Source organism: Lentzea sp. NBRC 102530, from assembly GCF_030269365.1.
Lineage (GTDB): Bacteria > Actinomycetota > Actinomycetes > Mycobacteriales > Pseudonocardiaceae > Lentzea.
This window is the reverse complement of sequence record NZ_BSTF01000008.1, coordinates 292,301-318,413: the sequence shown is the minus strand read 5'-3', so window position 1 is coordinate 318,413 and position 26,113 is coordinate 292,301. Positions and strand designations below refer to the sequence as shown.

Below are 26,113 nucleotides of genomic sequence, written 5' to 3'. Positions count from 1 at the left end.
TCCGCCAGGCGGAGGCACCAGAAGTGCGACACGCGAATCCATTACGTCTTATGCATGAGATGGATGGACTGTCGATCACACGTCCGTACACTGGGGAAACGCTCAGTGACGGGGGCGAGGCCGATGGATTCAGCGACACCCAGATCCAGACGCGCTTGCCCTTGCGGGGCGTTCATCGCCGCCGACAACTCCGATCGGCTGTGTCACCGGTGCCGCCGCAACGCTCGTGCGGACGTGCACGGACCACCTGAGGTCCCGGACGACTTCTGGGACCACCCCGCGATCGCGGCCGCGTGCACCGACCGCGACATGGGCGCCTTGATCTCCGCTTACCGGCACCACCCGCAGCACCTCAGCCGAGTCACCCAGGACCGCATGGCGGGGTGGCTCGGCATCAGCCAGGCGCAGCTCTCGCGTTACGAGTCGGGCGAGAACCAGATCGACCGCCTCGACCGGTTGCGCCACTTCGCGCTGGTGCTCGGTGTTCCGGGCGAACGACTGTGGTTCGACCGAGTCGTCATCCCAGCTCAGGTGGGCTCCCCCGACACGGGCCCGCCAGATGTGCTCGCCGCCCCCTGGGAGGCGACGAGCATTGCCCGTTCGGTCGAGGAGACGGCGAGGAGCGACTTGGCGATCAGCAGACGAGCGGCGCTCGCAGGAGCTGCCGCGGTGACGGTGGGGTCAGCACTGGTCGAACCGCTGCAGAGGTGGTTGCACCCGCTGCAGAACCTGTCGAAGTGGTCGTCGCACTCGGCGATCAGCGAGGAGGAGCTCTTCGCGTTGCAGCGGGTGGCCGACGGCCTGCGCGGCTGGGGTGGCCGCGGCGGTTACGGCCTCGCCCGCAAGGCGGTGCTGGGCCAGCTCGACGAGCTCGCGGAACGGCTGGGGCGGGCCCCGTCCGGCCCGACGACGGAACGCGCGTTCTTCATCGGCGCCGAACTGTCGAAGGTGGCCGCGAGCATGTCGTTCGACGCGGGCCTGCACAACGCCGCCCAGCGCTACTACGTGCTGGCGATCCGCATGGCCAAGGCCGGTCACAACGACGGCTTCGCGGCCCTCTGCCTGGCAGCCATGGCCAGGCAGATGTTCGACCTGGGCCGTCCCGAGGACGGCTTGGAGCTCGTCCAACTCGGCCAGTACGGCACCCGCCGCACCGGCACCCCGACGTTGAAGGCGCTGCTCCTGACCCGCGAGGCCTGGGCCTACGCGAGCATGGGCAAGACCCGAGAGTTCCACCAGGCCGTGGGCATGGCGCAGGACAGCTTCGCCCAGCGGAACGCGGACAACGAACCGCGCTACCTGCACAGCTTCGACGAGGCCGAGCTGGAGGGCGTCATCGGCGCCCGCTGCCGCGACCTCGCCATGCACGACCCAACGCAGGCCGTGTTCGCCGAACAGCACATCCGGCGGGCCCTGGAACTGCGTGACCCGTCCAAGGTGCGCAACCGCGCCTTCGACGTGATCGGACTGGCGCGCACCAAAATGGTCGCGGGAGACCCGGAGGCAGCGTGCGGGTTGATCAACGAGGTCCTGCCGACAGCGGCGAAGCTCTCCTCGGGGAGGGTCCTCCGCAAACTGGAGGACTTCGCGAAGGAAGCGGCACGGCACCGCCACATCCCCGCCGTCCAGGACACGCGGGACGCGATCAGAGCGATACGGACCGCTTGATGCGCGTAGGCGTCACCGGCCACACCAACCTGGTCCCCGAGTGCGTCCCCGCCGTCCAGGAAGCCATCGCCGAGACCCTGTCCCGGCTCGGCGGCTCCCTGGTCGGCGTGACGTGCCTGGCCCCGGGAGCCGACCAGATCTTCGCCCGCGCCGTGCTGGCGCTGGGCGGTGAGGTGGAGGTGGTCCTGCCGGCCTTGGACTACCGGGACAAGCTGAAGCCGCACCAGGTGGCCGACTACGACGAGCTGCGGGCGGCGGCGACGGTGGTCAGCGTGCTGCCGCACATGTCCAGCGGGCGCCTCGCCTACGTGGCGGCCAACGAGCGGATGCTCGCGTCCGTCGAGCTGCTGGTGGCGGTGTGGGACGGGGAGCCTGCCGTGGGCAAGGGCGGGACCGCGGACGTGGTGGAGCAGGCTCGGGCTTCGGGGGTGCCGATCGAGGTCGTGTGGCCGGAGGGGGCGCGGCGGAAGTCGTAGCGGCGGCAGGCTCGGCGGCGGCAGGCTCGGCGGCGGCAGGCTCGCCAAGACCAACGCGATGTCGAAGGCGAGGCCTCCGTCTTGGCTACACCGAGCCGGTACAGGTGACGTACGCACCCCAACGTGCCCACATACCCGTGGGATTGGGGCTTGACTTCGGGTGCGAGGTGCTACTCCTCGCGGATCGGCCGGGCGCTTCTCAGCCCGGTCTTTCCGGACGACCACCGCGCCAAGGCGACACGACTAGGCCGAGTGAGGGAAGTTCGTCGGCAACCGGACCAACTCCCCTCACAGGCCTAGCCCAGCCCACCCCGCTTGATCACGATTTCAGGGCATGGCAGCCGATCCGTTCGCCCGCCTGGCCGACCGCCAGCAGTCCCTGCGAACAGCCCTGCGAGCCCTCCAGGCGGCAGGCCCGGGCAGCCCGGACTTCCCGACCCTCCTGGACACCACGAACGAGCACGTCCAGGCCGTGATGCAGGCCCGCAGGGACGTGGAAGCGGCCAGGCTCACCGTCCCCAACCGCGCGATCGCCGCCGCCACGACAGCAGCGGCCTTCATCGTCGCCATCGGCTGGTTCGACCCCTGGTCCCTGCTCTCCCTCCTGGCCGCCGTGGCGACGGCCGCCGCGGTCCTGGTGGACCCGACCGGCCCGCGGCTCTGGGAACCACGAGCCAGGACAGCGGCGATCACGGCCGCGCTGGCCGCCACCCTCCTGACCCCGATCGCAAGTGGCTGGGCGACACTCGTCACGCTGGCGGGCATCGCCTGGTGGGCCTGGAGGACGCTCAAGTGAACATCGATCCGGTCAAGGCACTCGACGACAAGATCGAGCGGCTCAAGAAGGAGTTGAAGTCGCTCGAGACCCGCATCGACAACGCCCAGACCGACGCGGCGCACCACCAGCTCAGCCAGGCCAACCAGCTCAAGGACTCGAACCGCAAGCTCACGAAGACCGACGACAGGGTCACCGAACTCGCGGAGAGCGTGCACCGGCTCGAACGCCTTCTGGTGGCGCTGAACAGGAAGGTGCGCGCGAGCGAGACGCGCAAGGCCGACTTCGACGAGTGGCCGGAGATCGGCGAGACCGACCTCGCCAAGATCCTCAAGGGGCAGGAGGCCTACGCGCGCAGGAGTTTCACGCCGCAGGAGGCCAAGGACACGCGCAGGGCGATCGCCGAGTACGACAAGGCGGCGAGAGAGGCGATGGACGCCGCCGAGGCTCTCACGCATCTGCCGCCGAACGCGGAAGCGTTGTGGCGCACCAACTACAAGCAATGGCAAGCGATCCAGGACGTGGAACGGCCTCAGCCGCCGGACGACGACACGCATGCCAAGGACAGCGTTGCCAAGTCGACCGGCAACGAGGCCATCAAGCACGCACGCGTGGTCATCCGCGGGCGCATCGAGGACGCGGTCGCGAGCGATCTGTTGTTCCCGGCGTGGTTCGAGAACATCCTCGGGCCGGCCGCACCTCCTGGCCGAGCGGACGATTGGCTTTACACCGCAACGGATGTGGTGCTGTACCGCTTGCTGCACAAGATCACCAGTCCGGCGGACGCGCTGGGGCCGGTGCCCGAGGAAGACGGGCACCGCAAGACCCTGCACGTCCGGCTGACCGGCGAGTGTGCGGACTACCGCAGGCCGTGACGCGGGTTCCGGCGCAGACCGTGAGCACGGGCAGGGCGCCTCTGCCCGCGCTCTCAGGTCACGCCAGCTCCAGGCTGAAGCGCTGCTGCGCGGTGTCGACCGCGAGCACCTTCACCTGGACCGAGGAACCGACCTCGGCCTGCTGTCCGTGCAGAAGTCCGTGTGCACCAGCGGGGTGCTCGACGAACGATCCGAAGGGAACGGTCGAGACGACCTTCCCCGAGAAGACATCACCAACGTTGGGAAGCATTGCGCATCACCTCCTCTCCCGTGCGCACGTCCCGAAGAACGGAGCGCGGGGGCTGGAGGGGCCCTGATCAAGTCAGGGCCGGGCAACCGTTCCGCTCACGGCACAAGGCCGACCCGGCAGTCATGCGGAGAACCTTAACCAGCGCAGGCCGTTGTCCGCAACGGAATCTAAACTCACACCCATGCTGGAGACGTCCGCGCGGTTGTTGAAGCTCCTGTCGCTCCTCCAGGTGCGCCGCGACTGGACGGGCCCGGAGCTCGCCGACCGCCTCAGCGTGGACGTCCGCACGATCCGCCGCGACGTCGACAAGCTCCGCAGCCTCGGCTACCCCGTGACGTCACTGCCCGGCGCGGCCGGTGGATACCAGCTCGGTGCCGGCGCGGAACTGCCGCCGCTGCTGCTGGACGACGACGAGGCCGTGGCCGTGGCGGTCGGCCTCAGAACCGCCGCGAACGGCACGATCGCGGGCATCGAGGAGACGTCGATCCGCGCGCTCACCAAGCTGGAGCAGGTCCTGCCCACCAGACTGCGGCGGCGCGTGCAGGCCCTCCAAGCGCACACCACGCCCCTCAACGCCGCCGGCCCGACCGTCGACCCCGAGACGCTGACGATCATCGCCGCCGCCTGCCGCGACCACCAGCAGCTCCGGTTCACCTACGCCTCGACGCACGGTGAGCCGTCGAAACGCCTCGTCGAACCGCAGGGGCTCGTGCACACCGGGCGCCGCTGGTACCTGGTCGCGTGGGACGTGTCCAAACAGGACTGGCGAACGTTCCGGGTGGACCGGATCCCGGACGAACCCACCCTCGCCGCCAGGTTCACGCCGAGAGAACCGCCGGCGGAGTCGCCGGCCGAGTTCGTGTCCCGGCAGGTCTCCTCGAACGTCTACACCTACCAGGCCGTGCTGACGATCCACGCGCCGGTCGAGGAGGTCGCCGAGCGCACCTCCCCGATGGCCGCGTCGCTGGAACCGGTCGACGACCGCTCGTGCCTCATGCGCACCGGGGCCGAGTCGCTCGACCGCATGGTGTTCTACCTGCTCTACCTCGGCCTCGACTTCGACCTGCACGAACCGCCCGAACTCAGGGACCACGTCAAGATGCTCATCACCAGGCTGCAGAAGGCGGTCCGATGACGACGGACTTCGCGACGGCGGTGGACCCGTTCCGACGGGAACTCCTCGCGCACTGCTACCGCATGCTCGGCTCGCTGCACGACGCCGAGGACCTGGTGCAGGAGACGTACCTGCGCGCGTGGAAGGCGTACGGGAACTTCGAGGGGCGTTCGTCGGTCCGCACCTGGCTCTACCGCATCGCCACGAACGCCTGCCTGACCGCGCTCGACGGCCGCGCCCGCCGCCCGCTGCCGTTCGGACTCGGCACGCAGGGCTCGACGCAGCAGGACGAACTCACGCAGGACCACGAGATCCCGTGGCTGGAGCCGTTCCCGACCGACCCGGCCGCGATCGTCGGCGAACGGGAGTCGACGCGGCTCGCGTTCGTCGCGGCCCTGCAACACCTCCCGCCCCGGCAACGCGCGGTGCTCGTCCTGCGCGACGTGCTCAGGCTCAGCGCGGCCGAGACGGCCGACGAGCTGGACATGACGGTCGCGGCCGTCAACAGCGCACTGCAACGCGCGCACGCCCAGCTCAAGGACCTGACCGAGGACCAGGTCACCGAGCCCGCGCACGCCAAGGCCCTGCTCGACCGGTGGGTGGAAGCGTTCGAGGCCAAGGACATCCCGGCGATCATCGGCATGTTCGCCGAGGACGTGGTGTGGGAGATGCCGCCGTTCCCGCAGTTCTACGTCGGACCCGAGATGGTCGCGTGGCACCTCGCCCACCAGTGCCCGTCCGTCCCGCACGGCGCGCGCATGATCGCGACGGAAGCCAACGGCCAGCCCGCGTTCGGGCTCTACCTGAGACAGGAGGACGGCGTGTTCCGGCCGTTCAACCTCCAGGTCCTGGAAGTCGCGGACGACCGGATCACGCGCGTCTCGTCGTTCTTCGACCTCAGTCTGTTCCCGAGGTTCGGGCTGCCTTCGCACGCATGAACTCGGACCGGTCCAGCGGGCGGTTCACCACCCGCACGTCACCGACCCAGCCGTGCAACGACTTCTCCACGATCCTGTTGTACGCGTAGGCGCCGACCAGCCACGGGTCACCGGCCGTGGAGATGCCGCGCGCGGGCGTGGACGGGTTGCGCAGCAACGGAGAGCCGTCGACGAACAAGGTCGTGTGCGTGCCGTCGTTGACCACAGCGATGTGCCACCACGTCTCGTAGTCCATCTCGTGGCCCCAGTTGGTGGAGATGCCCGGCAGGTTGCGCGGGAACACCGCCCACTGCAGCTGGCCGCCGCCGGCGACGTTCAGGGTGGCGATCGGCTCGCTCGGGTCGTCCCCGGTCTTGCCGGCCGCCGAACCGGGCGCGAGCTTCGTGAACAGGCCGCACCACGGGTGGTCGAACCCGGCCGGCAGCTTGAGGAACACCTCGATCGTGTACCCGCGCTCGAACGTCTCGCGGTTCAGCGGCGCACTGTCCACAGTGGCCAGGTAGCCGTTCTTGCCGAAGAACAGCGACTTGTGCGACGGCGCGAACCGGCTGTGGTCGTCCGAAACGGTCAGCTCGCCGGTCTGCCGCAGGTCGTTCCCCTTGCGCGACAAGTCCTTCAGCCCCTCACCGAGCCGCCAGTACGCGAGGGTGCCGCGCACCAGCACGTCCCGGACCGGCTGCGGCGCGGGCAGCACGGGCGGGTCGAACCGGGCGAAGCGCTGCTCGAAGTCGATCGGCACGCTGAACCGGTCGGCCGGGCCGGTCAGCTCGGTCTCCCTGCGCTCCAACGGGTTGAGCGCCTTCTTGCCGAGCAGCCACGGTGACAGCGTGCGCACGTCGATCACGCCGCGGTCGAGGTCGAAGTGGTACAGCCGGATCATCGCACCGCCGCCGTAGTAGCGGTCCTGGTAGTTCGCGATGTGCACGTGCACGTCGTTGCCGGCGGCGTTGCGCAGGACCGTGCGCGCGGGCGGCCAGAAGTGCCCGTTCAACGTCAGGAAGACCTGGTCGTTGTCCTTGATCAGCTCGTCCCACAACCGTCGGCCGTAGTCGGACATGGCCGCGACGCCGTCCCCACCGTCGTACACGAGCTCGTGCGTGGTGAGGACGACGGGCAGTTCGGGATGCTGGGCGAGCACCGACCGCGCCCACGCGAACCCCCTGGCCGACATGCGCCAGTCCAGCGCCAGCACCAGCCACTCCCTGCCGCCCGCCCGGAACACGTGGAACGTGTTGTAGCCGTCCGCGCTCGCACCGCGGAACGTCGGCGACTGCCGGAACCGCGCGGGCCCGAACCGGTCGAGGTACGGCGTGCGCCCGCGCTGGTCGTCGAGGCGCGAGTCCGGCACGTCGTGGTTGCCCGCGAGCACGCTGTACCCGACGCGCCGCCGGTCGAGCACCTCGAACCGCGCGCTGATGTCGTCGATCTCGCTCTGCCGCGCGTTCTCGACGAGGTCGCCGAGGTGGCTGACGAAGACGATGTTCTCGGACTTCTGTCGGTCGACCAGGTACTGCAGCGTGGCCTTCAACGGCGCCGAGTCACCCCGGTCGAGGTCGAACATGTACTGCGTGTCCGGGATCACGGCGAGCGTGAACCGCCGCGACTCGGGGTCGGGACGCCCGTGCGAGACAACGTTGTCGGCCTCGGCGGAACCGGGCGTGACCAGTGCGGCAGCGGCGGCGGTCGCACCGGTGCCGAGCAGGAAGGAACGGCGGGACGCGGTCATGGCGCGGAGCGTAGGTGTGCCCGGCCAACGCGAGGAGAACGGAAGGAGAAACCTGCTCACCCCGATCGGTAGCCTAGCTAACCATGTCCTGGGGGTTGCTGGTCGCGGCGGGTGTCATCGTCGCTTTCGGAGGGTTGTTGCAGGGTTTGATCGGCTTCGGCCTGGCCCTGGTCGCCGTGCCGCTGCTGGCGTTGCTGGACCCGGCGCTCGTCCCGGTGCCGGTCCTCGTGATCGCCTGCGCGCACGCCCTGCTGTCGCTGGTGCGGGAGTTCGGCCACGTCGACTGGCGCGGCGTCGGCTGGGCGATGCTCGGGCGGTTGCCCGGCACCGTCGTCGGCATCTGGATCGTGGACTCGCTCGACGTCAAGAGCTTCGGCATCGTCGTGGGCGCGGCCGTGCTGGTGTGCGTGCTGCTGTCGGTCACGTCGTGGCGGCCGCGGCCGACGCCGCCGTCGCTGGTGACGGCCGGGGTGGCGAGCGGGTCGTTCGGCACGGCCACGTCGATCGGTGGCCCGATGATCGCGCTGGTCTACCAGAACCAGGAGGGGCCGCAGGTGCGGGCGACGCTGGCGGCGTTCTTCACGCTGGGGTCGGCCGTGTCGATGATCGGGCTGGGCATCGCCGGGAACGTCACGGCGCACCAGCTCTGGACCGGGGTGCTGCTGGTCCCGTTCCTCATCGCCGGCTTCCTGGCCTCCGGGCCGTTGCGCACGAAGTTCGACGCGAAGGGCGTGCGGACGCCGATGCTGGTGGTGGCGGGGGCGAGCGCGGCGGTGCTGATCGTGCGGAGCGCGCTGCTGTGAAGATTCCTGCCTGGATCGTGCTCGGACTCGGCTCCGCCACGTCGTTCTGGCTGGTCGCGAACGCGCCGGTGCGCGATGACCTGTGCGAGCAGCCGGGCGCGGTGTGCGGCACGCAACCGGGCTGGTACACCGGCGAGGAGAGCTTCGAGACGTTGCGCGGCGTGGAGATGAGTCGCGACTTCCAACTGGGTCGCGGATTCGCCACCGTCTTCGACTACAGCACGCTCTGGTGGGTCGTCGCCGCTCTGGTCGTGTGGGCGTTCGTGCAACGCACCGCGGTCACGCTCGTGGCAGCAGCGATCCTCGGCCTGACCGTGTGGCTCTCACCGACATACGCCGGATACGTGCTGCTGCTCGCCACCGCGGCGGCGGCGCTGTACGAGCACCGCCACCGCTTCAGGCGAGATCAGGCGAACGGCTGAACGTTCGGCTGGAACACCTGACCGTCGGCCGGCGCGACCAGGTCGACCAGGTACTTCGCGACGACCGCGTCCGTCCCGGCCGAGCGGCCCAGGATGCAGTGGCCGAACGCGTCCACGCTCACCAGCCGCGCGTTGCCCAGCTGTTTGGCCATGCGCTGCGCGAACAGGTACTGCGTGGCGGGGTCGTAGTAGTTGCCCACGACGACGATCGGGTTCGGCGTCTTCTTGTTCCACGGGCCGATCCAGCGGTCCGGGTTGCGGGCCGGCCAGGTGGCGCACGTCAGCAGGTCGGACGCGGCCTGGTAGCGGCCGAACGTCGGCGACTCCTTCTCCCACTTGGCCGCGGTGGCGGCCCAGGTGCGGGTGGTGCGGGAGAACGGCTTGTCGATGCAGTTCACGCCGTAGTAGGAGTCGTCGGCGGTGTACGGGGTGTCGGGCAGCGGGTCGACGTCCCAGCGACCACCGGCGTTCGCCAGCGGCGCGGCGAGCTCCACAGCGGACTGGACCGACATGGCCACCGAGGGGTTCAGCGCGGCGTGGATCGACTGCAACCACGCGGCCAGCGGCGCGATGCGCGCGATCGAGTACAGGTCACCGGCGACGCGGTTCACCACGTCGGACAGCGTCACGACCGTGCCGTTCGGCAACGTCGCGGGTGCCTTGGCCAGCGAGACCTTGAGAGCCTCGAACTTGCCCCTGGCGTCACCGGCGAAGGCGCACTTCTCGACGCCCGCGGCATCACACCGCTTCAGCATCGCGTCGAGCGCGATCTCGAACCCGCGGGCGCGCTCGCGGTCGTACTGCGCGCCGTCGGACAGGCGCAGGCGCGGGTCGACGTTGCCGTCGATCACCATCGCGCGGGTGCGCTGCGGGAAGATGTTGGCGTAGGTCGAGCCGATCAACGTGCCGTACGAGAAGCCGACGAAGTTGAGCTGCCTGTCCCCCACGGCCTCGCGCATGACGTCGAGGTCGCGCGCGACGGCCTCGGTCGACATGTGGTTCAGCAGCGGACCGGCGTTGATCCTGCAGTAGTCCGTGTAGGCCTTGGACTGCCGGATCGACGAGGTGATCTCGGCCTGGGTGCGGGGCAACGAGTACCAGCCCTCGTTGACCGCCTCGGCCTCCTCCTGCGTGCGGAAGCACCGCATCGGGGCGCTCCGGGCCACACCGCGCGGGTCGAAGCCGACCACGTCGAAGCGGTCGAGCACGGACGGCCCGAAGTAGTTCTTGGCGACGGCGCCGCGGAGCAGGCCGGAACCGCCGGGGCCGCCGGGGTTGAGGAAGATCGTGCCGATCTTGCGCGCCGGGTCGTTGGCAGGGCGCTTCATCATGGCGATGCCGGTCTGCTCACCGCGCGGGCGCGAGTGGTCGACGGGCACTTCCTGGACGGCGCACGACAGCCGCGCGCGCTCTTCAGGGGTCACGGTGGCGGGAAGCGAGGCGAGCACGTCGGCCGCGCACTGCCCCCAGGCAGCGGGTCTGACGGGAGAGGCCTGGGCGGTGCCCATGCCGGAGACGATGGTGCCGAGCACGAGCGCGCTCGCGAGCACCACACGCATGGAAGTTGACGTCACGGATGCACTTCATCACTCACCGTGCACCGCGCGCACCCGCCTATCGTCGGGTTGTGCCCGACGACAGGCGGGGAAACGCGATCAGAACGGTTGCGCGTTCGGCTGGAAGACCTGGCCGTTGGCGGGCGCCGTCAGATCGACGAGGTACCGCGTCACGGCGGCGTCGGCACCGGCCGAGTCACCGAGGATGCAGTGCCCGAACGCGTCGACGCTGATCAGCCGGGCGTTGCCGAGCTGCTTCGTCATGCGCTGCGCGAACAGGTACTGCGTCGCCGGGTCGTAGTAGTTGCCCACGACGACGATCGGGTTCTTGGTCTTCTTGTTCCACGGACCGATCCAGCGGTCCGGGTGGCGGGTCGGCCACGTCGGGCACGTCAGCAGGTCGGACGCGGCCTGGTAGCGGCCGAACGTCGGCGAGTCCTTCTCCCACTGCGCAGCCGTGGTGGCCCAGTTGCGGTTCGTCCGCGCGAACGGCTTGTCGATGCAGTTCACCGCGTAGTACGAGTCGTCGGCGGTGTACGGCGTCTCCGGCAGCACCCGGACGTCCGCACGGCCACCGAGGTTGTTCAGCATCGGAACGTCCACAACGGACTGCACGGACAACGAGGCGGCAGAGGGGTTCTGCGCGGCGTGGATCGACTGCAACCACGCGGTCAGCGACTTGAACGAGGTCGGGCTGTACAGGTTGCTCGACGTGCGGCCGACGACGTCGGTCAGCGTCACGACAGCGCCACCGGGCAACGTCGTGGGCGCCTTCGCCAGCGAAGCGCGGATGTCGTCGAACTTCTTGCGCGCGCCACCGGCGAACGCACACCGTTCCACCCCGACGGAGTCACAGCGCTTGAGCATCGCGTCGAGGGCGATCTCGAAGCCCCGCGCCCGCTCCTTGTCGTACTGCGCGCCGTTCGTCAGGCGCAGCTGCGGGTCGACGTTGCCGTCCAGCACCAGAGCACGCGACTTCGACGGGAAGATGTTCGCGTAGGTGGCGCCCAGCAACGTGCCGTACGAGAAGCCGACGTACGTGAGCTGCTTGTCCCCCACGGACTCACGCATCGCGTCGAGGTCACGGGCGACGGCCTCGGTCGACATGTGGTTCAGCAGCGGACCGGCGTTGATCTTGCAGTAGTCCGTGTAGACCTTCGACTGCCGGATCGAGGAAGCGATCTCGTCCTTGGTGCGCGGCAACGCGTACCAGCCCTCGTTGACCGCCTCGGCCTCCTCCTGGGTGCGGAAGCAGCGCAGCGGCGCGCTGCGGCCCACACCCCGCGGGTCGAAGCCGATGAGGTCGAACTTCTCGAGGATCTCCGGCGTGAAGAAGCTGGAACCGTAGGCGCTGTAGATCAGACCGGCGCCACCGGGGCCACCGGGGTTGATGAACAGCGAGCCGATCTTCTTCGCCGGGTCGCCGGCCGGGCGCTTCATCATGACCACGCCGGTCGTGTCGCCGCGCGGCCGCGAGTGGTCGACGGGCACGACCTGGACGGCGCAGCTGACCTTCGCGCGTTCGGCGGCGGGGATCTCGGCGAGCACGTCCGCCGCGCAGGGCCCCCAGGCGGCGGGCTTGGCCGATGCGGGCTCGGCCTGGGCAGACGCGCTGCCCAGGCCGGTGATGACGGTGCCGAGCGCGAGCGCACTGGCGAGCGCCACGCGCACGGCACGCGTTGATGCAGGTCTCATCGCTGCAGCCCATCACCGGGCGTGCACGCTGGGTACCCGCCTATCGTCGGGTTGTGGTCCCGATTACACCGCCTGGGCCAGCGAGACGGCGAACCGCCCCTCGGCGTCGGTCCACCAGCGGTGCAGCGAGAATCCGGCGTCCTCCAGCTCCTGCCGGACGCCCTCCTCGCGGAACTTGGCCGACACCTCGGTCCGCAGTTCCTCGCCCTCGCGGAACTCGACCACCAGCCCCAGCTCGGCCAGGCGCACGGTCATCGCCCGCTTCGCCCGCAGCCGCATCTCGATCCACTCCTGCTCGGCGTTCCACAACGCCACGTGCTCGAACGCCTCGACGTCGAAGTCGCCGCCGACCTCGCGGTTGAGCACGTTCAGCACGTTGCGGTTGAACTCCGCCGTCACGCCCTGCGCGTCGTCGTACGCCCGCACCAGCGTCCCCGGGTCCTTCACCAGGTCGGTGCCGAGCAGCAGCCACTCCCCCGGTTCCAGCACGTCGCGAACCGTGCGCAGGAACTTCTCCCGCTCCTCGGGGATCAGGTTGCCGATCGTGCCGCCCAGGAACGCCACCACCCGCGGCGACTCCCCCGGCAGCAACGACAAGTGCTGCGTGAAGTCGCCGACCACGCCGTGCACCCGCAGCCCGGGGTAGTCCGCCATGATCGCGTGCGCGGCCTCGGTCAACGCCGACACCGACACGTCCTGCGGCACGAACTCCTTCAGCGTCCCGTGCTCCCGCAACGCGCTGAGCAGCAGCCGGGTCTTCTCCGAAGATCCGGAACCCAGCTCCACCAACGAGTGCGCGCCCGTCGTCGAGGCGATCTCCCCCGCGCGCTCGGCCAGCACCTCGCGTTCGGCCCGGGTCGGGTAGTACTCGGGCAACCGCGTGATGTCCTCGAACAGCGCACTGCCCACGGCGTCGTAGAACCACTTCGGCGAGACCCACTTGGGGTCCGCGGTCAGTCCGGCCCGCACGTCGGCACGTAGCGCGTGTGCGGCGTCCTCCGGCTTGAGATGAACGTCCAGCACCGGCTCGGTCATATCGGTCGAACCTCCACAGTGGATGGAACGGCGGTGACCACGTGCCGGTCGGGGATCTCCCGCCAGCCCGGGTCGTCGTCGAGCGGTTCGGACGCGAGTGTCACGCCCTCACCTCGTTGCAGCACCCACAGGGCGTGTGTCCACGTCGTCCCCACGAGCACTTCTCCGTTGGTCAGCAGGAAGTTCAGCCGCGACTTCGGAGCCGCGTCCGCCACCTCCCGCACGAGTTCAACAAGCGCCTGGGCCGGTTCCTTCCCCGTCTCCAGGCGGCGCCGCAGCACCGTCCACAACAGAGCGGAGTCCGTCGGCGCGTCCATCGTCAGCAGGTCTGTGACGTCGAGCGTCCGAGCGAGCCCCGCCACGGTGTGCGGCCAGCCGTCGACCCGGCCGTTGTGGCTGAACAGCCAGGTGCCGTCGGTGAACGGCGCGCAGGCCGCGTCGCTCACCGGCATCCCGGCCGTGGCCGACCGCACCGCCGCCACGAACGCGCCAGAACTTACCGAAGCCAGCTGACGCAGGTTCGGATCGCTCCACAACGTCCCCGCGCGCCGGTACCGCACCGGGCCGGGGAACCAGCCGACGCCGTAGCCGTCGACGTTCACGGTTCCCCCGGCCCGCATGTCGCGCGGCGCGTAGGACTGGTGCTCCAGCGAGTGCGGTGCCTCGAAGAGCGGGCCCCCGACGGGCACGGCGGTGCCCAGGTAAGCCAGATGGCGGCACATCGGCCTAGGCGTCCCTGGCGCAGCGGAAGCCGGCGAAGATCTGCCTTCTGATCGGGTAGTCCCAGTTGCGGAACGTCGAGCGGATCGCCGACTTGTCGGTGCCGAACGAACCTCCGCGCAGCACCTTGTAGTCCGGCCCGAAGAACACCTGCGAGTACTCCTCGTACGGGAACACCTCGAAGCCCGGGTACGGCCCGAAGTCGCTCGACGTCCACTCCCAGACGTCACCGATCAGCTGGTGCACGCCCGCGGGCGACGCACCGGCCGGGTACGCGCCGACGGGAGCCGGGCGCAGGTGCCGCTGCCCCAGGTTCGCGTGTTCCTCGGTCGGTTCCTCGTCACCCCAGGGGTAACGGCGGGTCTTGCCCGCGGCCGTGTCGAACCGGGCGGCCTTCTCCCACTCGGCCTCGGTCGGCAGCCGCTTGCCCGCCCACGTCGCGTAGGCCTGCGCCTCGTGGAAGCACACGTGCACCACGGGTTCGTCCGGCACGATCGGCTCGGTCACGCCGAACGCCGTGCGCACGAAGGAGTTCTCCTCGCGCTGCCAGAACCTCGGCGCCTGCAGTTTCGCGTCCAGGCGGTGCTGCCAGCCCTCGTCCGTCCACAGTCGACGGTCGTCGTACCCGCCGGCGAGGATGAACTGGGCGTACTCGCCGTTCGTCACCGGGGTCGTGTCGATGAAGAACGAGTCGACGTGCACGGCGTGCGCCGGCCGTTCGTTGTCCAAAGCCCACGGTTCGTCCGAAGTGCCCATCTCGAACGGCCCGCCGGGGATGAACACCTCCGTCGTGGGCACCAGACTTCCGGCGGGCGGCATCGGCGCGTGCAGCACCGGGTCGCCCTTGCGCAGCTGGTGGGTCGCGAGCATCGTCTCGTCGTGCTGCTGCTCGTGCTGCACGATCATGCCGAACGCGAACCCGTTCTCGACGAGCCGGCGCCCCTGCAACGGCACCTTCTCCAGCACGTCGAACACCTTGCCGCGCACGTCCCCGACGTACTGCCGGGCCTCGCGCGGGTTCAGCAACGGCAGTTCGGGCCGCACGGAGCGACTGAACTTGAACGCGTCGTAGTACTCGTCGATGTCGCTGCGCACCGGTTCGCGTCCGCCGACGTCGCGAACGAGCCACAGCTCTTCCTGGTTGCCGATGTGCGCCAGGTCCCAGACCAGCGGCGACATCAGCTTCGAGTGCTGCCGCACGAGGTCGTGCTCGTCGACGGCGTCGGTCAGGGCGATGGAACGCGCGCGCGAGCGCAACAGTTCGCCTGCCACGTGCTCGCGGAGTTCTTCGGTCACAGCTTCCCCTCAAGCTCCCGGCTGATGGTGCTGATCTGATCGTTGGAGAGTCCAGTGCGCGGCAGAGCTTCGATGCCCAGCGCCACGACGTCCTTCGCGGCACGCGCGATGCGTTCGTCCGCCATCCCGTGCCGTGCGGCCACGAGCCACCGCCCGGCGGCCCGATCCGTCGCCGCCAGCACACCGTCCACAACGGACGGATCACTGAACAGCGCGACGAGCAGCGCGCTCGGCGCGACCCACCCGCCAGGCGCGGGCGTGTCGAGGTACCTGATCTCCATGTACCCGCGCGGGCGAACCGGCGGGAACATCAACGACATGTGGTAGTCGAGGTCGTCGCTGGTGGGGGCGCGGTCGTGCGCCCCGTTCAGCCAGTCCGCGAACGTGAACCGGCGATCCGGAATCCAGTTGGGACCCGGCCCGCGCACGACGATCACGGGCGTGTCGAGGACTCGGCGCGCGTACGCCTGGGCCGGATCGGCGCACACAGCCGCAGGTCTGGTGCGCACGGGATCACAGCCGTACAGAGCTCTCATCCGGGCCGAGGCCCAGCCCTCGTGCATCCCGCCGATGCTCGGCGAGTTCGCGAACAACGCGATCATCACCGGCCCGAGCCGGTGCACGGCCGCCCACCGGTCCTGCAGGTGCTTGGCCTCGCCGAAGTCGAGGCAGACCTGCAAGCCGGCGGTGTTGCACATCATCGAGATGCCGTCGAGCCCGAGCGCGCCGAACGCGTGCTCCATCGCGGCGTACCGCGGCACCTGCAGCATTCGCGTCGGATGTCTGTGCAGGTCAGCGCCTTTGTCTCCGAGCACGAGACCGTGCGCCGAGAGCATCTCGGTGAGGTGTGCGATGTCCTGGGAGACCGTCCGGAAGAGGTCCGGGAGGCTGGTGCAGGGAGGAGTGGAGATCTCGACCTGCCCGCCCGGTTCGACGGTCAGCGGGGTGCCGCTGGGAAGCGGCCGCTGGGGGCTGTCGGGCACTAGCGTGGGTGGTGCGTGCTCGCCGAGCGCGGTGGCGAGCCGGTGCCGATCGAGGACCTGAGCAGGGTCTTCGGCGTGGTGGACGGTCCATTCCAGCTCCACGCCGAAGAGCCTCGGAGGCCCGTGCTTGAAACAGACCGAGGCCACATAAGCCTCGGCCTCGGCGCGGTCGGCGAACCTCGCCGGCGCCGGTTGGTCACGCAACGCAGTCACGCTGCCACACTCCCCGTGATCGTCTGGCCCGTTCGACGCTACACGCGGGGTCTGACACTCGCAGCCCTCAAATCCTTACGAAACAAGTGAAGTGCCCGTGTGCACGCGTGCTTGCAGGCGAATTCCACGGAGTTCCTTGGAAACGTTCGAACCCGTACCGTGAGCGAACGAACACGCACCATCACCATCGGGGGCCTGAGATGACAGACCCGCTCGCACCGATCAGCGGGCAGTTCGCCCTGGTCGGCACCATCAGCCGAGGCAACACCGAGGACATGCCTTCGGGCGCGGAAACCCGGCCCTGGGGACTGCGCAGGGCGCGTCCCGCCCGTCCTGCCGTTGTCCGCGGTGAACCCACCGCGCTGACCACGTCGAGCGTCGACGGTGAGGACCCGCCCAGTTCAGAGGACTGGATCAACGACTGATGACCGTGCTCGTCCTGGCCTCGGACGCGGACCCGACGGCGGACCGCGTCACCGGGATTCTGTGTGAACGCGCCGTGCCGCATGTCCGATTCGACACGGCGTGGTTTCCGCAGCGAGCGGGCATCACGGCGGAGTTCCGTTCAGGTCGCTGGACCGGATCGCTGACAGCAGGGGAAACGAGCGTCGCCCTGGAAGACCTGCGGTCGATTTGGTATCGGAGTCCGGGTGCGTTCTCCTTCCCCGCGTCGCTGTCCTCGACGGAGCGGCATTGGGCCATGACCGAGTCCAAACTCGGGATCGGCGGTGTCCTGACCTCACTGCCTCTGCTCTGGGTGAACCACCCCGCGCGCAATGCCGACGCCTCCTACAAGCCCGTCCAACTGATCACTGCCACCGGAAACGGTCTCGAAGTGCCTGACACGCTCGTGACGAACGACCCGGTCGCCGTGCAGACGTTCGCGACGCCCGGCGACACGGTCACCAAGGCGTTCGGCTCACCTTCGATCAGGGAGGAGGGCGTCCGGAAGGTCACCTTCACGCATCTCGTCGACGCGCAGGACCTCGCCGACCTGCGCGGGATCGAGACGAGCGCCCACCAGTTCCAGCGTTGGGTCCCCAAGTCCTGTGAGGCGAGGGTGATCGTGGTCGGTGACCGCCTGTTCTCCGCCGGGATCCACGCGACGACCGCAGAAACCCGTGTCGACTGGCGCAACGACTACAGCGCCCTGCGCTACGAGCGCATCGAACCTCCGGCGTCCGTGGCACGCGGTGTGCGCGGATACTGTGCTGAACTGGGTCTCGTCTACGGGGCGTTCGACTTCGTGATCCGGCCGGACGGTGTTTGGGTGTTCCTCGAGTGCAATGCCGGTGGCCAGTACGGATGGATCGAGGACGAGATCGAGGCTCCGATCAGTGCGGCTCTCGCCGATCTGCTGGAGGCCGGGTGAAAACGTGGCGCGAGTTCGCCCGGGAACTGGCCGACGAGGTCGGGAACGACAACTGGCGAACCGAACTGGAAGCGGTGCCCAGGCACGTCTTCGTGCCCGCGTTTCACGTCCAGCGCCCGGACGGGACGTGGGACGAGACGACGTCCCACGACGAGGGCTGGATGGACGCTGTCTATCGCGACCGCCCGCTGATCACCGAACTCGCCACCACGCCGGAGGGCCATCGCGTCACCGTCTCCTCTTCGACCAAGCCGGGGCTGATGGTGCGAATGCTCGACGCCCTCGACCTGGCCGACGGCCAACGGGTGCTGGAGATCGGCACCGGAACCGGCTACAACGCCGCGCTCCTCGCTCACAGGCTCGGATCAGAGCAGGTTTTCTCCGTCGACATCGGCGCCACGCTCATTGACGCCGCTCGCGAACGGCTGGCCGGTCTGGGCCTCACTCCTGCTCTCGCGGCTGCTCACGGCGCGGAAGGCTGGGCGCGGCACGCTCCGTTCGATCGGATCATCGCGACGTGCTCGGTGCCCGAGGTCCCGTGGGCGTGGGCCGAGCAGGTCCGCGAGAACGGCCTCGTCCTGGTGGACCTCAAACCGAGTGTGCACGCCGGAAACCTGGTGCTGCTCACGCGGCACGCCGATCGGCTCGAAGGCCGGTTCCTCCACCGGTGGGCGGGATTCATGGCGATCCGGGACACCGACGGCCCGCCGGGGAACGTCACCACGATCGATCCGGTCGAGGGGGTCAGATCCGTCACGCGGCTGGAGCCGCTTCCCTGGGCTTCCCTCGTTCCGTGGTTCCTGACCCAGGCGACCATGCCGGGCGAGGTGGCGTTCGGACATCGGGGGAACGCCGCCATGTTCAGCACGGCTGACGGATCGTGGGCCGCGGTCAGCCAGGAGCCGGACGCCGAGGGTGAACGTGAAGTGCGCCAAGGTGGCCCGGTCCGGATCTGGGACGAGTTCGAAGCCGCACAACGGACGTGGGACGAACTCGGCAGGCCGGACTGGGACCGCCTCGGCCTCACAGTCACACCCGATGGCCGCCACCGCGTGTGGCTGGACGAGCCAGGTGGCGGCATCGGGTGGACGTTGTCCTAGCTAGGACCTCCGCGCATTGGAACGACCGCGCAGCACCGTGTTGGCGGTTGACGCGTTCTTGATGGCCGTCTCGATCTGCGCCATCGACGAACCGGACGTGATGCCCGGCACCGTCGCGGTGTTCAACGCGTACAACGTGAAGGTGTACGGGTTGGTCGACCCGCCGGGGCAAGGTCCGAAGTACTTGAGGGAATTGGCCCCCGACTCCATCGCCTTCTGCTTCGCGGCGCCCTGACCGGGAACGGCGAACCCGGAGCCGAGGTTCTCCGGCAACGACCGGGCGTTGCCGGGAATGTCCCAGATCGCCCAGTGCAGCTTGTTGCCGTTGTTCACGCGGTCGGCGAACACGATCGCGTAGGCGGCGGCACCCGACGACTCACCCCACGCGAACGGCGGTGACGGGTCCTGGCCCGCAACGCCGTCCCCGGCGCAGGTGTGCCGAGCCGGGATCATCGCGTCGTCTGCAAAGGCTGTGGACGAAAGCGTAAAAGCAGAGCCGCCTTCGTAGACGATGTCGATGTGCAGGATGCGGTCGTTGCCCGCCGATCCGTCCTTGTCCGTGGTCGTGGTCAGCCAGATGTCGCCGTCGCGGTCCACCTCGACCGTGCGCAGGCGGTTGTAGGTGCCCTGGAAGTAGATCTGCTGGTCCACCAGGTTGCCGTTGGCGTCGATCCGCATCCGGTAGATGCGCTGGCCGACGGTCGTGGCCACGAAGACGTGGTCGTTGATGATCGTCAGGCCGGACGGCGAGGCCTGCGAGGTCGACCAGGTCTTCTTCGGCGGGATCGTGCCGGCGCAGTTGCCGATGGTGCCCTCGCACGGTTCCCAGCCGTAGTTGCCGCCCTTGGTGATCAGGTTGACCTCGTCCTGCTGCGAGTTGCCGAACTCCGACGCCCACAGGCGGCCCTGCGAGTCGAAGTCGAGGCCCTGCACGTTGCGGTGGCCGTACGACCAGATCGCCTTGCCCGGGAACGGGTTGTCGGACGGGATGGAGCCGTCCGGGTTGATGCGCAGGATCTTGCCGGCGTTGGTGTTGAGGTTCTGCGCGTTGTTGCCGTTCTGCGCGTCACCGGTCGAGATGAACAGGTACCGGCCGTCCGGGCTGAACCGCAGGCGCCCGCCGTTGTGGTACCGGTTCTTCGGCACGCCGGACAGCAACGTCGTCCACGAGGACAGCGACGACCCGTCGAACACCGCCCTGACCAGCCGGTTTCCGTCGGCGTAGGTGTGGTAGACGTACACGAAGCGGTCGGAGGCGAAGTTCGGCGAGACCTCGATGCCGAGCGCGCCGCCCTCACCGTTGGTGCCCATCGCGCCCGGCACCTTGCCGATGACGGTCTTGGAGCCGCCCTCGGTCACGCGCAGCACGTTGAACGTCTCGCGCTCGGTCACCAGGGCCGAGCCGTCGGGCAGGAACGCGAGCCCCCACGCCACGTCGACGCCGGACGCGATCTGCGTGACGGAACCGGGGTTCGGCACGCCGGTGCCGCCACCAGCGGTAGGACGTACTGAGATCTCGTTCGAGAACCCGGACAGGTTGCCGGCGGCATCCTTCGCGCGCACCTTCACCGCGTACGTCTGCCCGGTCACCAGACCGGCGATGGTCGCCGACAACGCCGAACCATCGGCGTTCTGCTTCAAAGCACCGTCGAAGTGGATCTCGTAGCCGGTCACGCCCACGTTGTCCGTGGAACCGTTCCAAGCCACCGAGACGCTGGTCGACGTGGCACCGGTCGACCGCAGACCGCCCGGGGTCGTGGGCGCCTGGTTGTCGACGGGCGCCGGCTTGGTGCGGCCGGGCACGTTGTTCGAGGCCTGCGAGACGTTGCCCGCCCGGTCCTTCGCGAACACGGTCCAGTCGTACTCCACGTCGGGACGCAGCCCGGTCGCGGTGCCCTCCAGCACGTTCCCGACGCTCGTGACGAGCTGGCCGTGCTGGTAGATGTCGTAGCCGGTGACCCCGACGTTGTCCGTGGCCGCTTCCCACTTCAACGTCACGGAGTTGTGCGTCGACGACACGAACTGCAGGTTCCGCGGCGGCGTGGGTGCCTCGTTGTCCGGGGGCCCGACCAGCACGGCGGAGAGCTTGTCCGCGTTGGGACCACCGTTGGCGGTCGTCGCGGTCGCCTTGATCTTGTTCGCACCGGCGTGCAGCACCACCCGCAGCGTCCGCGTCTGCCAGGTCGTCCAGGCCCCGGTCCCGGGGAACGACACGGTCTGCGCGGCAGCCCCGTCCACGGTCACCGACACCGGGCGGTCGGCCGTCGTCCCGTTGGCGTACCGGAACGTCAGCTCGTGCTCGCCACCGGACTCGGCGTTGATCGTGTACTCGACCGACGACCCGATGACGTTGTCGTAGTTGACGAACCCGCGCCCGGAGAACCCGGTCCAGTTCGACTCCACGACCCCCTGCGAGATCGTCGCGTCCTCGGACTCCTGCTCCAGCGCGGGCGCCGAGGACAGCTCCTCGACCTCCAGGTAGTCGAGGTTCGGGCCACCCGTGGCCCCGGTCGACGTCACCTTGATCTTGTTCGAACCGGCCGCCAGCGACACGGTGTTCTCCGCCGACACCCACGTCGTCCACGCACCGGTCCCGGGGAACGCGCGTTCGTCGACCGACACCGCGCCGTTGACCGACACGTCGACCGGCCGGTTGTCCGCGGTGCCGTTGGCGTAGCGGAACACCAACCGGGCCGAACCCGCACGCGTGGCGTTGACCGTGAACTCGACGGACGAGCCCACCACGTTGTCGACGTTCACGAACCCGGCGCCGGAGAACCCGGCGTGGTTCGACTCCACCACGCCCTGCGAGATCGTCGCGTTCTCCGCTTCGTACCGGACCGGCGCCGCGAGGGCCGACTCCGGAACCGACATCACTGCGATGGCTGTTGTGCAGGCAACACCCATCGTGCCGAGCGTTCGGAACGCCCGGCTTCTGCTCGGTGCCACTGTTGTGCCTCCCACAAGACGGGTAGGGGGATCACGAGAGCGGCGGCGGATTCAGTTTTAGACAAGAAACTTTCCTGACTGTCGCGCAGATCACACCACTGCGCACGGCCCGAGTCAACCCCGTCCCAGACGTGCTGGAAAGCGCTTACCAAAACCCGTTACCGATCCCGGTTCTCCGCCAGCGCGGCGATGAGGTCCGTGACCGTGCGGCTCAGCAGCAGATCGACCACGTGGACGCCTGTGGACTCACGCCGCTGCCACCCGAGGCGCTCGGCGAGCGCCGACAGCTTGACGATCTCCTGCGTGTCCATGGCCGCAGAGGATATGGCCAGCAACCCGTCCTTCAGCACAGCCCCGGCCGAAGATCCACACGAAAGGGAACGGCCACGAAGATCACACCAACGGACCCGTCCAATCCGTACGTACGGATTGGATTTCCCACCCCTGCCCTGCGACCATCTACCGGTGCCCAGGGTGAGCCAGGACCACCTCGACGCCCGCCGCCGTCAGATCCTTGACGGTGCGCGTGCCTGCTTCGCGCGCCACGGCTATGAGGGTGCCACCGTACGCCGTCTCGAAGAGGCGACGGGACTCTCCCGCGGTGCCATCTTCCACCACTTCCGCGACAAGGAGTCGCTCTTCCTCGCGCTCGCCGAGGACGACGCGCTGCGCATGGCGGACGTGGTCGCCGAGCAAGGCCTCGTGCAGGTGATGCGCGACCTCCTCGACGAACCGGAGAAGAGGGACGAGGAGCACGCGGCCGACTGGCTCGGCACGCGCCTCGAGGTCTCCCGCCGCCTGCGCACCGACCCGGACTTCCGGGCCCGCTGGGCCGAGCGTTCGGAACAGCTCACGGCCGCCACGCGCCAGCGCCTCATCCGGCAGCGCGAAGCCGGGAACCTGCGGGACGACGTCGACGTCACGGTGCTGACGAACTTCCTCGAGCTCGTCCTCGAAGGCCTCGTCTCCCACCTCGCGATGGGCCTCCCGGCGGACGACATGGAGCCGGTGCTCGATCTGGTGGAGGAAACCGTGCGGCGACACCGTCGCAGCTCTTGAGAGTTCCGTAAATTCCCCGCACTGTGGACGCATGTCCCAGCTGAAGACCGCCGCTCAGTTCTTCGCGCTGCGCACGCTCGTCCGCGGCTACGCGCTCTTGGGTGACCCGTACGCCGGTGTCATGGCCTCGCCGCCGAACCGCGACCCGTACCCGATGTACGAGAAGGTGCGCGCCAAGGGCGACATGGTGCGCAGCCGCATGGGCGCCTACGTCACGGGCTCCCGCGAGATCTGCGACTCGGTCCTGCGGGACAACAGGTTCGTCACCGCCACGTTCGACGAGGCGTCGATGGTGTCGATCACGCTGGTCCAGAACGGCGAGAAGATCGTCAACCCGGTGCAGGACTCGTTCCTGATGAAGAACCCACCGGACCACACCAGGCTCCGCAAGCTCGTCCAGCCGTTCTTCACGCCGCGCGCCTTGAAGGACCGCACGACGTCCATCCAGAAGATCGTCACCGACCACCTCGACCGGCTCGGCGACCGCTTCGACGTCGTCACGGAGTTCGCGTCGCAGGTCCCGATCCAGGTCATCGCCGACCTGCTCGGCGTCCCGGACGGCCACCAGGACGTCTTTGCCCGCTGGGGTTCGGCGCTGGCCGAGACCCTCGACGGCGTCTGGTCGCACCAGCAGCTGAAGAACCTGCACGCCACGATCATCGAGTACAACGACTTCATCGACGACCTGATCGCCGAACGCCGCCGCAGCCCGCAGGACGACATCGTCAGCCACCTCGTCACCCAGCACGAGGACCTCAGCCGCGAGGACCTCGTCGCCACGACCGGGCTCCTGCTGTTCGCGGGCTTCGAGACGACGGTGAACCTGATCAGCAACGGCGTGCTGAAGGCGTTCGAGAACCCGCACACCGTCGCGCCGCTCTCCCAGAGCCCCGAGTACGCCGAGGGTTTCGTGGAAGAGGTGCTGCGACTCGACCCGCCCGTGCAGTACACGATCCGCTGGCCCGGGGAACGCCTGGAACTCGCCGGCGTGAGCCTGCCCAAGGGAATGCCGGTCATGCTGATGCTGGCCGCGGCCAACCGCGATCCGAAGGTTTTCCGGGACCCGGCGAAATTCGACCCGACGCGGTCCAACGCACGCGAGCACCTCGCGTTCAGCGCGGGAATCCATTACTGCATCGGCGCGGGACTCAGCCGGATCGAAGGCCAGCTCGCACTGCACGAGCTCTTCAAGCGGTTCCCGAACCTCGCGGCGGACGGCCCGGTGACGCGGCGGAAGTCGAAGCTGATCCGCGGCGCGTTGCGACTTCCGGTGCGCGCCGGCGAAACCAAGCGGTCACTCGCAGTGAACTAATGCTGACCTGGCGCGAATTTCGTTGCGGCGAGTGCTCGACTTCACCCGCGTGGAGCAATGTTCGTGCCCCAATGACACATCTCCGTAGTGCATGCTTAGAAGCGAGAGGGAGACCCGCCGCACCGCCGCCGCGACGGGCCTCCCTCTCACCTCGTTTCGAAACTTCGCGCAGTCCTGACTATTCGACGCCGGCCATCAGCTTGTTGATCGCCGGTGCCGCAACGGCAAGCGCCACACCGAGAACAACGGCCGCGCCACCCAATGTGAAGAAGTACGCGGAAGGGCTCGTCGTGTAGAACTTCACGAGCTGGGCGGCCACGCCGGTACCCGCCGACACCGCGAGGAACCACAGGCTCATCGTCTGCGACGCGAACGCCTTGGGCGCGAGCTTGGTCGTCACCGACAGACCCACCGGCGACAGCATGAGCTCACCGCAGGTCATGATCAGGAACATCACCACGAGCCAGAGCGGCGTCACCTTGCCGTCCGCCGCCGAGTTGCTCGCGAAGTACATGAGCACGAACGACAGGCCGACGAGCACCAGCGAACCCGAGAACTTGCGCGGCGTGGACGGCGCGCGGTCCTTGAGCTTCAGCCACAGCCACGCGAACACCGGCGCCAGCGCGATGATCATGATCGGGTTGATCGACTGGAACCAGGCGACCGGGAACTCCCAGCCGAACACGTGGTTGTCGACGTGCGAGTCCGCGAACTCCGCGATGACCGACGCGCTCTGCTCGAAGATCAGCCAGAACATCGCCGCCGCGACGAACAGCGGGATGTAGGCGAGGACGCGCGGCTTCTCCTCCGGCAGCGTCTTCTTGCTGCGGTACATGACGGTGAAGTACGTGATCGGCAGGACGATCGACATGATGCTGATCATCAGGATCACGCCGTCGACGCCGTCGAGCACGTACGCCAGCGCACCGAGCCCGGCGATCGCGACGGCGATCACGCCGATGAGGCCGTAGACGCGGCCCTTCTCCTGCTGCGGCAACGGGTTCGGCGCCACGGCGGCCGAGCCCTTCAGGTACTTGCGGCCCATCCGGTACTGGATGAGGCCCGCCGCCATGCCGACCGCGGCGACCGCGAACCCGGCGTGGAAGCCGACGCCGTCCGCGAGCGCGCCGGTGATCAGCGGCGAGATGAAACCGCCGATGTTGATCGCCATGTAGAAGACGGTGAAGCCGGCGTCACGGCGCTTGTCCTCGCGCGAGTACAGGCCGCCGACGACGGTCGAGATGTTCGGCTTGAGCAGGCCGGTGCCGAACACGATGAAGATCAGGCCGAGGTACACGCCCGCGATGCCGATCGGCAGGGCCAGGGCGATGTGCCCGCACATGATCAGCACGCCGCCGATGAACGTCGCGCGCTGGCCACCCCACACGCGGTCGGCGAGCCAGCCGCCCGCGACGCCGGACATGTAGACCGCAGTGCCGTAGATGGCGACGATCGACAGGGCGAGCGCCTTGTCGACGCCCAGACCGCCGTCCGAGACGGCCGTCCACAGATAGAGGCCGAGGATGGCCTTCATCCCGTAGAACGAGAACCGTTCCCAGAGTTCGGTGAAGAACAGCGTCGAAAGGCCTCGGGGGTGCCCGAAGAATCCCTTGTCCTGTTCGGAGATGCTGGCGCTAGGAGCGCTCACAGTCATCGTCCCTTCGTGTCAACGATGTCACGGCGCGGATCGGGTGAGATTACGCCGAACGCGTGTACGGCTTGCAAATCGGGTTGCGTCCGAGTGGCCCAGCTCTCACGCCGGGGTGCGGGTTTGGG

The 26,113-nt window shown here is 68.7% G+C and carries 24 protein-coding genes; 13 read left to right on the top strand and 11 right to left on the bottom strand.

Translation table 11 applies throughout. The features are described from left to right. The first annotated feature begins 234 nt into the window (after positions 1-234). From QSK25_RS23300 to QSK25_RS23285, 4 genes are all read left to right on the top strand, one after another. Positions 235-1,668 (top strand): helix-turn-helix domain-containing protein, encoded by a 1,434-nt coding sequence (locus QSK25_RS23300; RefSeq protein ID WP_285641237.1) that lies wholly within the window; start codon positions 235-237, stop codon positions 1,666-1,668. Next, positions 1,668-2,144 carry a hypothetical protein gene (locus tag QSK25_RS23295; RefSeq protein WP_285641236.1) on the top strand — a complete coding sequence of 159 codons (477 nt, stop codon included), beginning with the start codon at positions 1,668-1,670 and terminating at the stop codon, positions 2,142-2,144. The genes QSK25_RS23300 and QSK25_RS23295 overlap by 1 nt, the downstream gene beginning before the upstream one ends. A gap of 334 nt (positions 2,145-2,478) precedes the next feature. Next, positions 2,479-2,940 (top strand): hypothetical protein, encoded by a 462-nt coding sequence (locus tag QSK25_RS23290; RefSeq protein WP_285641235.1) that lies wholly within the window; start codon positions 2,479-2,481, stop codon positions 2,938-2,940. Further along, the gene (locus QSK25_RS23285; protein WP_285641234.1) at positions 2,937-3,794 is read left to right on the top strand and encodes a hypothetical protein; all 858 of its coding nucleotides are present in this window, start codon (positions 2,937-2,939) and stop codon (positions 3,792-3,794) included. Before QSK25_RS23290 ends, QSK25_RS23285 begins: the two co-directional genes overlap by 4 nt. Before the next feature lie 58 nt (positions 3,795-3,852). Here the strand turns inward: QSK25_RS23285 and QSK25_RS23280 are convergent, their stop codons facing one another. Next, entirely contained in the window at positions 3,853-4,044 is a 192-nt protein-coding gene (locus QSK25_RS23280) for a S1 RNA-binding domain-containing protein (RefSeq protein ID WP_285641232.1), read from the bottom strand. 181 nt (positions 4,045-4,225) lie between these two features. On the opposite strand from QSK25_RS23280, the gene QSK25_RS23275 reads away from it, so the two are divergent. Together QSK25_RS23275 and QSK25_RS23270 are read left to right on the top strand one after the other, a co-directional pair. After that, the gene (locus QSK25_RS23275; RefSeq protein ID WP_285641230.1) at positions 4,226-5,179 is read left to right on the top strand and encodes a helix-turn-helix transcriptional regulator; all 954 of its coding nucleotides are present in this window, start codon (positions 4,226-4,228) and stop codon (positions 5,177-5,179) included. Next, positions 5,176-6,096, top strand: a complete 921-nt coding sequence (locus QSK25_RS23270) for a sigma-70 family RNA polymerase sigma factor (RefSeq protein WP_285641229.1) — start codon at positions 5,176-5,178, stop codon at positions 6,094-6,096. The genes QSK25_RS23275 and QSK25_RS23270 overlap by 4 nt, the downstream gene beginning before the upstream one ends. Here QSK25_RS23270 and QSK25_RS23265 read toward each other — a convergent pair. Further along, the gene (locus QSK25_RS23265; protein ID WP_285641228.1) at positions 6,056-7,822 is read right to left on the bottom strand and encodes a LamG-like jellyroll fold domain-containing protein; all 1,767 of its coding nucleotides are present in this window, start codon (positions 7,820-7,822) and stop codon (positions 6,056-6,058) included. The genes QSK25_RS23270 and QSK25_RS23265 overlap by 41 nt on opposite strands. A gap of 83 nt (positions 7,823-7,905) precedes the next feature. Between QSK25_RS23265 and QSK25_RS23260 the strand changes: the two genes are divergently transcribed. Both QSK25_RS23260 and QSK25_RS23255 read left to right on the top strand, forming a co-directional pair. Beyond that, complete coding sequence (locus tag QSK25_RS23260) at positions 7,906-8,625, top strand: sulfite exporter TauE/SafE family protein (RefSeq protein ID WP_285641226.1); 720 nt, start codon at positions 7,906-7,908, stop codon at positions 8,623-8,625. Continuing rightward, complete coding sequence (locus QSK25_RS23255; RefSeq protein ID WP_285641224.1) at positions 8,622-9,047, top strand: hypothetical protein; 426 nt, start codon at positions 8,622-8,624, stop codon at positions 9,045-9,047. Before QSK25_RS23260 ends, QSK25_RS23255 begins: the two co-directional genes overlap by 4 nt. On the opposite strand, the gene QSK25_RS23250 is transcribed toward QSK25_RS23255, so the two are convergent. The 6 genes from QSK25_RS23250 to QSK25_RS23225 form a co-directional block, all read right to left on the bottom strand. Then, positions 9,032-10,621 carry an alpha/beta hydrolase gene (locus QSK25_RS23250; RefSeq protein WP_352236247.1) on the bottom strand — a complete coding sequence of 530 codons (1,590 nt, stop codon included), beginning with the start codon at positions 10,619-10,621 and terminating at the stop codon, positions 9,032-9,034. The two genes, QSK25_RS23255 and QSK25_RS23250, sit on opposite strands and share 16 nt — an antisense overlap. Before the next feature lie 81 nt (positions 10,622-10,702). Continuing rightward, positions 10,703-12,298, bottom strand: a complete 1,596-nt coding sequence (locus QSK25_RS23245; RefSeq protein ID WP_285641222.1) for an alpha/beta hydrolase — start codon at positions 12,296-12,298, stop codon at positions 10,703-10,705. Between the two features lie 63 nt (positions 12,299-12,361). Beyond that, positions 12,362-13,333: an L-histidine N(alpha)-methyltransferase gene (gene egtD, locus QSK25_RS23240; RefSeq protein WP_285641220.1), complete on the bottom strand. Its 972-nt coding sequence runs from the start codon at positions 13,331-13,333 to the stop codon at positions 12,362-12,364. After that, positions 13,330-14,055, bottom strand: coding sequence for an ergothioneine biosynthesis protein EgtC (gene egtC / locus QSK25_RS23235; RefSeq protein ID WP_285641218.1), 726 nt, complete (start codon positions 14,053-14,055; stop codon positions 13,330-13,332). The genes egtD and egtC overlap by 4 nt, the downstream gene beginning before the upstream one ends. A gap of 4 nt (positions 14,056-14,059) precedes the next feature. Further along, positions 14,060-15,349 carry an ergothioneine biosynthesis protein EgtB gene (egtB, locus tag QSK25_RS23230; protein WP_285641216.1) on the bottom strand — a complete coding sequence of 430 codons (1,290 nt, stop codon included), beginning with the start codon at positions 15,347-15,349 and terminating at the stop codon, positions 14,060-14,062. Beyond that, the gene (locus tag QSK25_RS23225; protein WP_285641213.1) at positions 15,346-16,545 is read right to left on the bottom strand and encodes a glutamate-cysteine ligase family protein; all 1,200 of its coding nucleotides are present in this window, start codon (positions 16,543-16,545) and stop codon (positions 15,346-15,348) included. Before QSK25_RS23225 ends, egtB begins: the two co-directional genes overlap by 4 nt. A 200-nt stretch (positions 16,546-16,745) precedes the next feature. Between QSK25_RS23225 and QSK25_RS23220 the strand changes: the two genes are divergently transcribed. Genes QSK25_RS23220 through QSK25_RS23210 form a run of 3 tightly spaced genes read left to right on the top strand, consistent with a single transcriptional unit; the run spans position 16,746 to position 19,017 of the window. Further along, positions 16,746-16,970: a hypothetical protein gene (locus QSK25_RS23220; RefSeq protein ID WP_285641212.1), complete on the top strand. Its 225-nt coding sequence runs from the start codon at positions 16,746-16,748 to the stop codon at positions 16,968-16,970. Beyond that, entirely contained in the window at positions 16,970-17,917 is a 948-nt protein-coding gene (gene tgmB / locus QSK25_RS23215) for an ATP-grasp ribosomal peptide maturase (protein WP_285641211.1), read from the top strand. The genes QSK25_RS23220 and tgmB overlap by 1 nt, the downstream gene beginning before the upstream one ends. After that, complete coding sequence (locus QSK25_RS23210; RefSeq protein WP_285641210.1) at positions 17,914-19,017, top strand: methyltransferase domain-containing protein; 1,104 nt, start codon at positions 17,914-17,916, stop codon at positions 19,015-19,017. The genes tgmB and QSK25_RS23210 overlap by 4 nt, the downstream gene beginning before the upstream one ends. Here the strand turns inward: QSK25_RS23210 and QSK25_RS23205 are convergent, their stop codons facing one another. Both QSK25_RS23205 and QSK25_RS23200 read right to left on the bottom strand, forming a co-directional pair. Continuing rightward, entirely contained in the window at positions 19,018-21,891 is a 2,874-nt protein-coding gene (locus tag QSK25_RS23205; protein ID WP_285641209.1) for a PQQ-dependent sugar dehydrogenase, read from the bottom strand. A gap of 233 nt (positions 21,892-22,124) precedes the next feature. Further along, positions 22,125-22,277 carry a hypothetical protein gene (locus QSK25_RS23200; RefSeq protein ID WP_285641208.1) on the bottom strand — a complete coding sequence of 51 codons (153 nt, stop codon included), beginning with the start codon at positions 22,275-22,277 and terminating at the stop codon, positions 22,125-22,127. Between the two features lie 154 nt (positions 22,278-22,431). Between QSK25_RS23200 and QSK25_RS23195 the strand changes: the two genes are divergently transcribed. Together QSK25_RS23195 and QSK25_RS23190 are read left to right on the top strand one after the other, a co-directional pair. Continuing rightward, entirely contained in the window at positions 22,432-23,025 is a 594-nt protein-coding gene (locus QSK25_RS23195) for a TetR/AcrR family transcriptional regulator (protein ID WP_285641206.1), read from the top strand. 31 nt (positions 23,026-23,056) lie between these two features. Beyond that, entirely contained in the window at positions 23,057-24,337 is a 1,281-nt protein-coding gene (locus QSK25_RS23190; protein ID WP_285641201.1) for a cytochrome P450, read from the top strand. A gap of 178 nt (positions 24,338-24,515) precedes the next feature. On the opposite strand, the gene QSK25_RS23185 is transcribed toward QSK25_RS23190, so the two are convergent. Then, positions 24,516-25,991 carry a peptide MFS transporter gene (locus tag QSK25_RS23185; RefSeq protein WP_502881886.1) on the bottom strand — a complete coding sequence of 492 codons (1,476 nt, stop codon included), beginning with the start codon at positions 25,989-25,991 and terminating at the stop codon, positions 24,516-24,518. Between the last annotated feature and the right edge of the window lie 122 nt (positions 25,992-26,113).

Excerpts from the sequence above, each read along its gene's own strand:
- QSK25_RS23295 (WP_285641236.1), top strand. The coding sequence starts at position 1,668 with ATGCGCGTAGGCGTCACCGGCCACACCAACCTGGTCCCCGAGTGCGTC.
- QSK25_RS23290 (WP_285641235.1), top strand. The coding sequence starts at position 2,479 with ATGGCAGCCGATCCGTTCGCCCGCCTGGCCGACCGCCAGCAGTCCCTG.
- QSK25_RS23280 (WP_285641232.1), bottom strand. The coding sequence starts at position 4,044 with ATGCTTCCCAACGTTGGTGATGTCTTCTCGGGGAAGGTCGTCTCGACC.
- QSK25_RS23275 (WP_285641230.1), top strand. The coding sequence starts at position 4,226 with ATGCTGGAGACGTCCGCGCGGTTGTTGAAGCTCCTGTCGCTCCTCCAG.
- QSK25_RS23270 (WP_285641229.1), top strand. The coding sequence starts at position 5,176 with ATGACGACGGACTTCGCGACGGCGGTGGACCCGTTCCGACGGGAACTC.
- QSK25_RS23265 (WP_285641228.1), bottom strand. The coding sequence starts at position 7,822 with ATGACCGCGTCCCGCCGTTCCTTCCTGCTCGGCACCGGTGCGACCGCC.
- QSK25_RS23260 (WP_285641226.1), top strand. The coding sequence starts at position 7,906 with ATGTCCTGGGGGTTGCTGGTCGCGGCGGGTGTCATCGTCGCTTTCGGA.
- QSK25_RS23245 (WP_285641222.1), bottom strand. The coding sequence starts at position 12,298 with ATGAGACCTGCATCAACGCGTGCCGTGCGCGTGGCGCTCGCCAGTGCG.
- egtD (WP_285641220.1), bottom strand. The coding sequence starts at position 13,333 with ATGACCGAGCCGGTGCTGGACGTTCATCTCAAGCCGGAGGACGCCGCA.
- egtC (WP_285641218.1), bottom strand. The coding sequence starts at position 14,055 with ATGTGCCGCCATCTGGCTTACCTGGGCACCGCCGTGCCCGTCGGGGGC.
- QSK25_RS23220 (WP_285641212.1), top strand. The coding sequence starts at position 16,746 with ATGACAGACCCGCTCGCACCGATCAGCGGGCAGTTCGCCCTGGTCGGC.
- tgmB (WP_285641211.1), top strand. The coding sequence starts at position 16,970 with ATGACCGTGCTCGTCCTGGCCTCGGACGCGGACCCGACGGCGGACCGC.
- QSK25_RS23205 (WP_285641209.1), bottom strand. The coding sequence starts at position 21,891 with ATGTCGGTTCCGGAGTCGGCCCTCGCGGCGCCGGTCCGGTACGAAGCG.
- QSK25_RS23200 (WP_285641208.1), bottom strand. The coding sequence starts at position 22,277 with ATGGACACGCAGGAGATCGTCAAGCTGTCGGCGCTCGCCGAGCGCCTC.
- QSK25_RS23190 (WP_285641201.1), top strand. The coding sequence starts at position 23,057 with ATGTCCCAGCTGAAGACCGCCGCTCAGTTCTTCGCGCTGCGCACGCTC.
- QSK25_RS23185 (WP_502881886.1), bottom strand. The coding sequence starts at position 25,991 with ATGACTGTGAGCGCTCCTAGCGCCAGCATCTCCGAACAGGACAAGGGA.